7 protein-coding genes are annotated in these 11741 nt (G+C 72.3%); 5 read left to right on the top strand and 2 right to left on the bottom strand.

Annotated elements, in window-relative coordinates:
- Nucleotides 1-347: 347 nt before the first annotated feature.
- From ACH4DZ_RS38325 to ACH4DZ_RS38305, 5 genes are all read left to right on the top strand, one after another.
- Nucleotides 348-2189, top strand: coding sequence for an ABC transporter substrate-binding protein (locus tag ACH4DZ_RS38325; protein ID WP_398293275.1), 1842 nt, complete (start codon nt 348-350; stop codon nt 2187-2189).
- A 123-nt stretch (nt 2190-2312) separates the two neighbouring features.
- Nucleotides 2313-3380, top strand: a complete 1068-nt coding sequence (locus tag ACH4DZ_RS38320; RefSeq protein WP_398293273.1) for an ABC transporter permease — start codon at nt 2313-2315, stop codon at nt 3378-3380.
- A gap of 44 nt (nt 3381-3424) precedes the next feature.
- Complete coding sequence (locus ACH4DZ_RS38315) at nt 3425-4363, top strand: ABC transporter permease (protein ID WP_398293335.1); 939 nt, start codon at nt 3425-3427, stop codon at nt 4361-4363.
- The gene (locus tag ACH4DZ_RS38310) at nt 4360-5508 is read left to right on the top strand and encodes an ABC transporter ATP-binding protein (protein ID WP_398293271.1); all 1149 of its coding nucleotides are present in this window, start codon (nt 4360-4362) and stop codon (nt 5506-5508) included. The genes ACH4DZ_RS38315 and ACH4DZ_RS38310 overlap by 4 nt, the downstream gene beginning before the upstream one ends.
- The gene (locus tag ACH4DZ_RS38305; protein ID WP_398293269.1) at nt 5505-6530 is read left to right on the top strand and encodes an ABC transporter ATP-binding protein; all 1026 of its coding nucleotides are present in this window, start codon (nt 5505-5507) and stop codon (nt 6528-6530) included. Before ACH4DZ_RS38310 ends, ACH4DZ_RS38305 begins: the two co-directional genes overlap by 4 nt.
- A 247-nt stretch (nt 6531-6777) precedes the next feature.
- On the opposite strand, the gene ACH4DZ_RS38300 is transcribed toward ACH4DZ_RS38305, so the two are convergent.
- Entirely contained in the window at nt 6778-7734 is a 957-nt protein-coding gene (locus tag ACH4DZ_RS38300) for a bifunctional riboflavin kinase/FAD synthetase (RefSeq protein ID WP_398293267.1), read from the bottom strand.
- A 145-nt stretch (nt 7735-7879) separates the two neighbouring features.
- On the bottom strand, nt 7880-11512 hold the full coding sequence (locus ACH4DZ_RS38295) for a trypsin-like peptidase domain-containing protein (RefSeq protein WP_398293265.1): 3633 nt from the start codon (nt 11510-11512) through the stop codon (nt 7880-7882).
- Nucleotides 11513-11741: the final 229 nt, after the last annotated feature.

Raw genomic sequence — 11741 nt, 5'->3', positions numbered from 1 at the left:
ACGGTCCAATCCTCGGCCGTCGATCCAAGCTCAGGGCCCGCCCCGTTCACCTACGGCGCGGGCCCTCGGCATACCCCCGGGCGCCTCTCGCGCGGCCGGTGCCAACACACCGCCGCACCAGCCCCGTTCCGTACCGCCAGCCTCCCACCAGGCACCCTTCACCGGTCTGGACCAATGACCATGAAATCTGGGTCAACTCGTTATTTCCGCAGGCCACACGGGGTTCACGGGCCGTTGACGCATGCCGACCAGCGCTGATAGACACTCACATCGACCCGGCCGCGGTCACCGGATCAGCAGGGCAACCGCCCATCTCCGTGCATGTGATGACGTGAGGTCAGCGAGCCATGGACACACACGACCAGTACGGCATGAAGGGCACCGTCCTCCGACTTCTCGCGGTCGCCGGTGCCGCCGCCCTCACACTCACCGTCGGTCAGATGACCCCGCTCGGCCCCGCTCCCCAGCAGGCCGAGGCGAAGGACGACAAGCAGGTCCTCACGGTCGCGGTGGCGCAGAGCGTCGACTCGCTGAGCCCGTTCCTGGCGGCTCGGCTGGTCAGTACGAGCATCCACCGGCTCACGTACGAGTACCTGACCAACTACGACCCGAAGGACAACCACGCCGTCCCGGGGCTGGCCACCAAGTGGGAGCCCTCGGCCGACAAGCTCACCTGGACCTACACGATCCGCGACAACTCCACGTGGTCGGACGGAAAGCAGGCCACCGCCGAGGACGCGGCGTGGACGTTCAACACGATGATGACCGACGAGGGCGCTGCCACCGCGAACGGCAGTTTCGTCGCGAACTTCGAGAAGGTCACCGCTCCGAGCCCCACCAAACTGGTCATCGAGCTGAAGAAGCCGCAGGCCACGATGGCCGCGCTGGACGTGCCGATCGTGCCGAAGCACGTGTGGGAGAAGGTCGACGACTTCTCCGAGTTCAACAACGACAAGAAGTTCCCCGTCGTCGGCAACGGCCCCTTCGTCCTGACGGCCTACAAGGCCGACAGCTACGTACGGCTGAAGCCCAACAAGTCTTTCTGGCGCGGGGCTCCGAAGTTCGACGAGCTGGTCTTCAAGTACTACAAGGACGGCGACGCGGCGGTCGCGGCGCTGCAGAAGGGTGAGGTCTCGTTCGTCTCCGGGCTGACGCCCGCGCAGGCCGCGGCGCTGAAGAGCCAGCAGGACGTCACCGTCAACGACGCCCCGGGCCGCCGTTTCTACGCGCTCGCCACCAACCCGGGCGCCCGGGCCAAGGACGGCAAGAAGTTCGGCGACGGCCATGAGTCGCTGAAGAACCAGAAGGTCCGCCGGGCGCTGTTCGCGGCCGTGGACCGCAAGACCGTCGTCGACAAGGTCTTCCAGGGCCACGCGGTGGAGGGCGAGGGCTACATCCCGCCGCGCTTCTCCACGTACTTCTGGAAGCCGGCGGACGGCAAGCAGATCTCGTACGACCCCGCCGAGGCCGCCCGGCTGCTCGACGAGGCGGGCTACGAGAAGAACGGTGACGGCAAGCGCGTCGGCAAGAACGGCGAGCCGATCACCTACCGCGTCCTCTGCCACGCCACGGACCCGCAGGACAAGGCCGTCGGGAAGTATCTGCAGGAGTGGTGGGGCAAGCTCGGCATCGGTGTCTCGCTCGACTGCCGGGACAACGTGAGCGACCCCTGGCTCGCGGGCGAGTACGACCTCGCCTTCGACGGCTGGTCCGTCAACCCCGACCCCGACTTCGTCCTCTCCATCCACACCTGTGCGGCGCTCCCGGCGACGCCCAAGGACATCGGCGCGACCGACAACTTCATCTGCGACAAGAAGTACGACGAGCTGTACGACCAGCAGCTCGCCGAGTACGACGCCACCAAGAGGGCGGAAATCGTCAAGCGGATGGAGTCGCGGCTGTACGACACCGGGTACATGAACGTCATGGCGTACCCGAACGCGGTCGAGGCCTATCGCTCGGACCAGATCGCGTCGATCACGAAGATGCCCGAGGCCGCGGGCAACATCTACGGCCAGGACGGCTACTGGAGCTGGTGGTCGGCCACTCCGGCCGCCGCCAGCGAGTCCTCCGACGAGTCGAGCCAGACAGGCGTCATCATCGGCATCGTCGCGGGCGTCGTGATCCTCGCGGGTCTCGGGGCGTTCTTCGCGATGCGCCGCCGCGCCACCGCCGAGGACCGCGAATAGACCCCGGGATCCCGGAACCCCCGGCCCACGGAGTCCGGACTCCGGACTCCGGACTCCGGACTCCGGACTCCGGACTCCGGCAAGGCAGGACAACCGAGAGTGGCCCAACAGTGAAAGCCGTTCATGACCGCTGAAGCGACACCCTCGCCGGCCTGGAAGACCGGCGGTCCGGCCGAGGCCGGTCCGCCGGCGGCCCGCGGACGACGGGTACGCGGCACCGCCTATCCGCGGTACGTGGCCGGCAAGCTGGGCGGCGCGGCCGTCTCCCTGCTCGCCGTCCTCGTCACCAGCTTCTTCCTCTTCCGGCTGATCCCCGGCGACCCGGTGAAGTTCATGACGGGCGGGCGCCAGGTGTCGGCCGAGCAACTGGCCGCGTATCGAAGGGAGTTCGGGCTCGATCTGCCGTTGTGGCAGCAGTTCACGGACTACTGCGGCAAGGCGCTCACCGGTGATCTCGGCACCTCGTACCAGTTCCGGGCGCCGGTCATGGACAAGATCAGCGAGGCCCTGCCGAACACGCTGCTGCTCACGGGGACGTCCTTCGTGATCTACACGGTGATCGGCGTCCTCCTCGGCACCCGGGCCGCGTGGCGCAACGGCGGCCTCGGCGACCGCCTCAACACCGGCCTCGCGCTGACCCTCTACTCGATCCCGTCGTTCTGGCTGGGCCTGCTGCTGATCATCGTCTTCTCGGTCGGGGTCGGGCCGATCCCGGGCCTCTTCCCGACGGGCGGCATGGAGTCCGGCGACGAGGTGGGTTTCGCCTACGTCCTCGATGTCGCCCATCACCTCGTCCTCCCCGTGGTGACGCTGGTGGCGGTCGAGTACGGGCAGACGCTGCTGGTCACCCGCTCGGCGCTGCTCGACGAGATGGGCAGCGACTATCTGACGACCGCGCGGGCCAAGGGCCTGCGGGACGATCTCGTCCGCCGCCGCCACGCGGTACCGAACGCGCTGCTGCCGACGATGACGCTGGTCTTCATCAACCTCGGCCGGACCGTCGCCGGTGTGATCCTCGTCGAGACGGTCTTCTCCTGGCCCGGCCTCGGCGGGCTCTTCTACCAGGCGCTGAGCGTGCCCGATCTGCCGCTGGTGCAGGGGCTGTTCTTCGTCTTCGCCGCCGCGGTGATCGTGATGAACACGCTCGCCGACCTGATCTATCCACTGCTCGACCCGAGGGTGGGCCGATGACGACGACGGACCCGGACGAGCCGATGAGGGACCCGGGTGAACCGATGACGGACGCCGGTGAACCGATGATGTCCCGGCCGGTCCCGGCGAAGGCCGGTCCCCGCGCGCTCGCCCGGCAGCGGCGGCGCGCTTCGGCCGTCCGTTTCTGGCAGCGGTACCGCACCCACCGCTCCGGCCTCTTCGGTCTGGCCGCGCTCGCGCTCTTCGCCCTGGTCGCGCTGACCGCACCGCTGACCGTCGGCTCCGACGTGCAGAGCGTGACGGGCGCACCGGGGCGGCCCATGGAGAGCCCGAGCCTCGAATTCCCGCTGGGCACCGACCAGTTCGGGCGCAGCCTGCTCGGTCTCGTGGTGTGGGGCTCGCGGGTGTCACTGCTCGTGGGACTGCTCGCGGCGGTCCTCTCCGTGGCGATCGGCGCGCTCATCGGTGTCACCGCCGGTCACTTCCGCGGCTGGTTCGCGACGGTGATGATGCGGATCACGGACTGGTTCCTGGTCATGCCGACGCTGGTGCTCGCGATCGCGCTCGCGACCGTGATGTCCCGCTCGCTCGGCACGATCATCCTGGCGATCGGTGTCACGACCTGGCCGACGACGGCCCGGCTGGTGCGTGCGCAGACCCTCGCCGTGGAGTCCAGGCCGTACATCGAGCGGGCCAAGGCGCTCGGCGGCGGCCACTGGCACGTCATGTCCCGCCACGTACTGCCCAATGTCATGCCGCTGGTGCTCGCGCAGACGACCCTGATCATCTCCTCCGCGATCCTCGCCGAGGCCACGCTCGCCTTCCTCGGCCTCGGCGACCCGACGGTCGTCTCGTGGGGCGGTCTGCTCCAGGACGCGCGCGAGGCGGGTGCGGTGAGCGCCGGGAAGTGGTGGTACCTCGTGCCGCCGGGCATCGCGATCGCCGTCGTGGCCCTCGCCTTCACGCTGTGCGGGCGTGCCGTGGAATCCGTCCTCAACCCCAAGCTGGGGGTGGCCCGTTGAGCACACCGACCACAGAGCGTCCGCCTGCCGCGGAGCATCTGCTGGACGTACGGAACCTGGAGGTGACGTACGCCGGCGGGGTGGCCGCCGTGCGCGGCGTGAACCTCACCGTGGACGCCGGGCAGAAGGTCGGCATCGCGGGCGAGTCCGGCTGCGGCAAGTCCACGCTGGCGCTCGCGCTGCTGCGACTGCTGCCGGCCGGGGCCCGGGTGGGCGGAGAGATCCTCCTCGACGGCGAGGACGTACTGACCATGAAGTGGGGGCGGGTACGGGCGGTCCGCTGGGCCGGGGCCTCGATCGTCTTCCAGGGCGCGATGCACTCGCTCAACGCCGTGCACCGCGTGGGGGACCAGATCGCCGAGCCGATCCTGCTGCACCGCAGGGCCACCGCGGCGGGAGCGCGGAAGCGGACCGGCGAGCTGCTGGAGCAGGTGGGTCTCCCGGCGGCGCGGGCGTCCGCGTATCCGCACGAGTTGTCCGGCGGTCAGCGGCAGCGCGTGATGATCGCGATGGCGCTGGCCTGCGATCCCCGGCTGGTCGTCGCCGACGAACCGACCACCGCGCTCGACGTGATGATCCAGGCGCAGATCCTGCGGCTGATCCAGCAGCTCGTCTCCGAGCAGGAGCTGGGCCTCGTCATGATCAGCCACGACCTCGCCGTCCTGTCGGACACCTGCGACCGGCTCGCGGTGATGTACGCGGGCCGGGTGGTCGAGGAGGGGCCCGCCCGGCAGGTGTACGAGGACGCCCGGCACCCGTACGGGGCGGCGCTGTCGGCGGCCTTCCCTCGGATCGGGGACGCCGGGTCGCGGTTCGCGCCGCGCGGGCTGCCCGGGGACCCGCCCGATCCGGCCGCGCTGCCGTCCGGCTGCGCGTTCCATCCCCGATGCGCGGTGGCACTGCACTCGTGCGCCTCGCAGGACCAGCTCCTGCGCCCGGCCGCCCCGGACCACCGGGCGGCCTGCGTGCACGTGGGCACGGCGGGTCCGCCAGGTCCCGCGAGTCCTGCGGGTTCGGGTTCTGAGGACTCTGAGGGCTCTGAGGGCTCTGTGAGTCCTGCGGGACCTGCGGGACCTGCGAGTCCTGCGGGACCTGCGGGACCTGCGGGGGCGGCCGTGGCGGAAGAGGCGAGGAGCACCCCATGACGACGACGCCCCAGCCGGTCCCCGCCGCGACCCCGGTCCCCGCCGCTCCCCTCCTGAGCGCCGAAGGGCTGCGGGTCAGCTTTCCGGCGCGGCGGGGCGATGCCGCTCGGGCCCGTGCCGTCGACGGGGTGGATCTCGACATCCGGCCCGGTGAGATCGTCGCGCTGGTCGGCGAGTCGGGCTGCGGCAAGACGACCCTGGCGCGCTCGCTCCTCGGGTTGGTCCCGCCGACAGCGGGCCGGGTCACCTTCGCGGGCCGGCCGCTCGACTACTCCTCGCGGGCCCTCAAGGCGTACCGCAAGCGGGTCCAGCTGGTCCTCCAGGACCCGAGCGGCTCGCTCAACCCCCGGCACACGGTGTACGACGCGGTCGCGGAGGGGCTGCGCATCCACGCGTACCCGGGCGACGAGCACGAGGCGGTCCGGGCGGCCCTCGCGCGGGCCGGACTTCGACCGCCCGAGCGGTTCCTCCTGCGCTACCCGCACGAGCTCTCCGGCGGCCAGCGCCAGCGTGTCGTCATCGCGGGCGCGCTCGTCCTCGAACCCGAACTCATCGTCGCCGACGAGCCGGTGGCGTCCCTGGACGCGTCGGTACGCGGCGAGATCCTGGCCCTGCTGCTGCGACTGCGCGCCGAACTCGGCCTGTCCGCTCTGGTGGTGACCCACGACCTCGGTCTCGCGTGGAACATCGCGGACCGGGTAGCGGTGATGTACCTGGGCCGGATCATCGAGACGGGGGCGGTGGAGGATGTCCTGAGGGCACCTCAGCACCCGTACACGCAGGCCTTGTTGTCCGTCCTGCCCGAGGCGCCCGGTGAGCCGATCGTGCTGACCGGCGAGCCCCCGGACCCGTCCCGCATCCCCTCGGGTTGCCGCTTCCACGCCCGCTGCCAGATCCTGGCGAACGGCGAGGCGGAGCGAGCGGGCGTGTCGACCGCGTGCCGCACGGAGGACCTACCGGTACTGAACGGCACGGGCGAGGCACAGGTGGCCTGCCACTGGGCGCGAGCCGCGCCCCACTAGGGCCAAAGGGAACCGCACGACCAAGCCCCGGCCCCGTAAGGGGCGCGGGGAACTGCGCGACCAAGCCCCGGCCCCGTAAGGGGCGCGGGGAACTGCGCGACCAGACTCTCGGCCCCTCAGCGGCACGGAGAACTGCGCGACCAGGCCCCGGCCCCTCAGGGGCGCGGGGAACTGCGCGACCAGCCACAACGCACCCGCAGCCGAAAAACCCGCCGACCAGCCCCCGGTGGTTCAGCCCCCCGGCCGGTCAGGCCCCCGCGTCGTACTCGGCGACAAGCTCCCGAGACCGCTTCACGTCGTCCGAGATCGCTTCCAGCAACCCCTCGATGGAGTCGAACTTCGCCATCCCCCGCACGAACGCCAAGAAGTCGACGGCGACATGCAACCCGTACAGATCGAGCCCCACACGATCGATGGCGTACGCCTCCACCGTGCGCTCGGTCCCGTCGAACTGCGGATTCGTCCCGACCGAGATCGCCGCCGGCATCGCCTCGCCCTGCGCGTGCAGCCACCCCGCGTACACCCCGTCCGCGGGGATCGCGGTGTGCGGGAGCGTCTCCACGTTGGCGGTGGGGAAGCCCAGTTCACGGCCGCGCTGGGCGCCACGGACGACGACGCCCTCGACGCGGTGCGGGCGGCCGAGGATCTCGCGGGCCCCCTCGACCTCGCCCTCGGCGACCAGCCGCCGGGTGAGGGTCGACGAGAACGGCTCGCCACCCCCCGCCTCGCCGGTCACGTACAGATCGACCACGTCGACCTCGAAGTCGTACGTCTTGCCCTGCTCGGCGAGGAAGGCGACATTGCCGGCGGCCTTGTGGCCGAAGCGGAAGTTGGGGCCCTCTACCACGATCTTCGCGTGCAGCTTGTCGACGAGGACCTTCACCACGAACTCGGCGGGCGACAGCTTCGAGAACTCGGTCGTGAAGGGCAGGATGAGCAGCGCGTCCACACCCAGTTCGGCCATCAGCTCGGCGCGGCGGTGGTGCGGCGCGAGCAGGGGCGGGTGGCTGCCGGGACGGACGACCTCGCTCGGGTGCGGGTCGAACGTGACCACGACGGACGGAACGCCCAGTTCACGCGCCCGCTCGACGGCATGGCTGATGATCAGCTGGTGTCCGCGGTGGACCCCGTCGTACGAGCCGATGGTGACGATGCTGCGCCCCCAGTCCTGGGGGATGTCCTCCAAGCCACGCCAGCGCTGCACTGTGACCGCTCCTCGTCGAACCTGTGTCCGTGTCTGCCTCATACGCAGCTCTAAGGGTGCCATGCCGCGTCCTGTGGACCCGCATCGGCATGGGCCCTGTGACCGGTGGCACGTGACAGTGGCGGTGGCGGGGGGACGGCGGGGGTCACACCGGGACCCGTACCTCCGCGAGGTTCTCGATCATGCGGCCCGTGCTCGGTCCGACCACGGTGGACCACTCCTCGGGCGCGGCGGCCAGCCAGCGGGCCACGAGCACGGCGAAGCCGGGGATCCGGCGGCCGAGATCGACGAGGGCGCGGTCGAAGCGGGTGGCGCCGTCCGGGGTGCGTACGAGCAGGACGCCCGCGGTGTGGATGAGGGCGCCGGTGTGCTCCTCGTCTCCCTGGGCCGCTCCCTCCGCGGCGGCCCGTACCAGCGCGTCCAGCACCACCGGATCGTGTTCGCGCGTCAGCAGGAGGTCCAGGAACTCGCGCCGCGACGGGCGGGAGGCGGGCGTGCCGGGCGCCGCGAACACCTCGGCGAGCGCGGCCCGCAGCAGTGGCCCGCCACCGTCGAGCAACCCCGCGACGAGGGGGTACAGCACCGCGCCGGCCTCGGGGGCCTGCTCCAGGCGCCGGTCGACGAACACCGCCACCTGCGCCGCCGTCTCCGGACGCCGGTCCACCACCTCGCGTACGAGGGCGGCGACTCGGCGGGCGAGGGCCGGTGTGGTGGCCTCGGCGAGCGTGCGCAGCGCCGTGCCGTCGTCCGGTTCGCGCAGGCGGTCGTGGAACGCGGCGAGCACCGGATCGGGGTGCGTCGCCAGCGCGGCGACCAGCGCGCTCGCGGGCAGCCGCGGGTCGCGGGCCCGGAAGCGGGCGAGGGCCTGCGGCAGATGGCGGGCCCTGGTGTGCGGATCGCGGACCAGCAGGGCCAGGGCGTCGCCGTGCAGGGTGCAGTCGCCGGGGCGGGCCAGCAGGGCGAGCGCGGTCCGGCGCAGCAGCTCCCTGTCGGCCTCGGTGCGTACGTGCGCGGCGGTCCGCAGCGCGTAGGCCGCCGCCGCTGCCCGCCGGGCCGGGCGCACGTCGTGCACCCAGCGGACGACCGCGCGGCAGAGCGCGGACGGCTCCTCCTCGGCGAGCACGTCCAGCAGTTCGTCCGCGCGCGCGTGCCCGCTGTCGACCAGGGCCTCGGTCAGGTCGTCCGGAGCGCGACGCCGATGGGTGTGCAGCAGGACCTGCGCGGCGGTCGCCACGGTGGCGTCGGGGGTCGCGGGGAGCGGACGGTCGTCGTCGAACCAGTGGGTGAGGTGCGGCTGCACACCGGCCGGATCGGCGACGAGGAGTTCGGACGCGGCGTCCAGATAGCGCGGTTCGGTGGCGGGCGGCGCCCCGTCCGCCACGACGAGCCGCCTCAGCAGATCGAAGCGGTGCGCCCGAGGCAGGGGCAGTCCGCGCCAGAAGCCGGGCCCGAACTCCTCGGGCACGGCCCGCCCTTCGGCCCGCCACCTGACCACATGCTCGGCGAGGTGCCGCAGCACTCCGAGATACGGGGTCGCGTCGGGCACCCGGAGCAGTACGCCACGGAGCAGCCGGGTGGGCCACCAGGCATCGGCGTCCGCGTCGTCGAGCGTCTCGTCGAGCACGCGGAGCAGTTCGCGCAGGCGGAGGGTGAGGCGATCGTCCCCCTGTTGACGGGGCACGAGAAGCAGGGCCTGCAGCACGGGGGCGAGGCGGTGGCGGGGGAGGTCGAAGGCCTCGGGCCCGCTCGGACCGCACGCGGGGCCGCGACGGGACGCCAGGGCCCCGAACACCGCGTCCAGGTCGAGGTGCATGCCCTGGATCCAGTCGGCGAACTCCTCGTGCGCGAAGCGGTAGCCGTCCCCGGCGGGTACGAGCAGGCCCTCGGTGAGCACGGCGGAGGCCCACCCGGTGCAGCCGCCGAGCCGCCGGTCGGGCACGGGACCCCACGGGAACAGGGTCTCGAACGCCGACCGGTCCAGCTCCCCCTCCCCCGGGCCCAGGCAACGCCGTGCCGCCACGTGCACCTGCCCGGAGACCCGGGCCGCGAGGCGCCTCACCGCCGTCCCGCGCAGTCCGTTGGCCGCCGCGAGCCGCACGGCCACCCGCAGACACATCAGATCGAGATACGCGGCGAAGACCTCGTCCCGCTTCGGCTTCCCGGGCGGGGCTCCGGACAGCGCGGCCCGCACCTCCGACAGCAGCCGCAGCGTCAGCGGATGCCGTGCGTCGGCCGCGTCCAGGGCGCCCTCCGGGATCCCGTACCGGGCCCGGGCCTCGCGTGCCTCGTCCTCCTCCAGGTCTCCCAGGCGTACGCAGGCGGGCAGTTCCGCGGACGCCTCGCCTCCGCCCCACCGGGGCCCGTACAGCAGCTCGGGCGGGAACCGGGTCCCCGCCCACTCCCAGTACTCGTCCCGGCAGGCCACCACGAGACGCACGCCGTGCTCCCGCAGCCAGTCGGCGGTACCGGCGGCCCACTCCGGCAGCCGGTGGGCAAGGGCGGGCGGCATCTCCTCGGGGCTGTCGAGCAGGAGCAGCAGGGGTCGCCCGGCGTCCCCGGCGAGGCGGGCCAGCCGCTCGGGCCCGATGTCTCCGAGCCCGCCCCGCCCGCCGCCGGGCTCCTCTCCCCCGTCCCTGTCCGTGGGCTCCGGCCGGGAGCCGAGGGGTGAGGTCACGATCCGCCCCGCCCGCTCCAGCGTCCGCCGGGCCGCGTCGGCCACCGACAGGTCGGTGTCCCGCAGATCGGCTCCGCGCAGCCACAGGGTCGGAGCCGGTTCCGCGCCCCGGTTGCGCCGGGCGGCCAGGCCCGCCAGCTCCGTCGTACGCCCGCTCCCCGGAGCGCCGACCAGCGCGAGAACACCGTACGAACCGGACGCGTCACAGGGGTTGTACGGCGTGTACGAGCCGTGGGGCGGGTGCCAGGGACCTTCGCTGAACGCGGTGAACTCCCGTACCACCGAGGCCCGTTCGACGGACAGGCCCTCGTCGGAGCCCGCCGGGGACTCGACGGTGGCCGTCAGTTCCAGGACGCCCGCCAGATTGAGGTCGTCCCCGTGGGCGGGCACCGTCGCGGCGTTACGGGCCAGCAGTCGGGCGAGCGGACCGCAGGGAGCGGGGCCGCCCGCGGACAGCGGTACGGCGAAGCCGCCGACCCGTCGGTCGGAGTGGAGCGCCGTGCCCAGGACGGCGACCACCGCGCCGGTGGCCGCGTCGACCACCGGCCCCCCGGCCGCCCCGCCGCCGAGCCGCAGCGCGTCGCTGCCGGCCGTACCGATCGCCAGTTCCAGGGCGCGGTCGAGGAGATGGAGGCGGTCGGTCGCCGTGTACGTCACGGCGGAGGAGCCCAGTACGCGGGCCTCCCGCCAGCCGCCCGCGGCGATACGGACGTACGTGCCGGTCTCCACGGAGTCCCGGACGGTGATCGGGAGGGGGGTGAGGCCGCCCAGTCCGTCGCAGTGGACGAGTGCGAGACCGAGGGCCGGGAGCGCGGTGACCGAATCGGCCGGGACCAGGCAGGTGCGGTCTCCGGCGGGCGCGTACAGGACGAGGCGGGAGAGGCCGTCCACCGCCTCGTGACTGGTGACGACCGTGCCGTGGTGGTCCGCGACGAAGCCGGTACCGCGCGGCCGGCCGGCGAGATCCAGGATCCGCACCAGGGACCCGTCCGCCGCTTCACCGGACCGGACAGCGGGCTGCCCGGTCCTGTCGGGCGCTGCGAGGGCGACGTCCCGGTGGATTCCGCCATCCGCCTCAGCCGTCACCGAGGTCTCCCGGGTCATGCTCGAACCTCCCCGCCGCGCGCGCCGTACCGTGCCTTCGACGCTTCGATTTCCGACGGTAGGCGCGCGATGATCGGCCGCGACAGATCCCGGGCCGAACAAGCCCCCTTCCGCTCCCCCGGTTCACTCCGAGCGCCTGGCCGGACGGGTGAATGGAAGGGGCTGGATGGATACACCCTTGATGGGGGGTATCGAGGGGGACAGTGGAGCGGCGCCCACAGGGCACCCC

Source organism: Streptomyces sp. NPDC017991, from assembly GCF_044328075.1.
Classification (GTDB): domain Bacteria; phylum Actinomycetota; class Actinomycetes; order Streptomycetales; family Streptomycetaceae; genus Streptomyces.
Note: the sequence above shows the minus strand (reverse complement) of the source record. Positions and strands in the feature narration are given on the sequence as shown.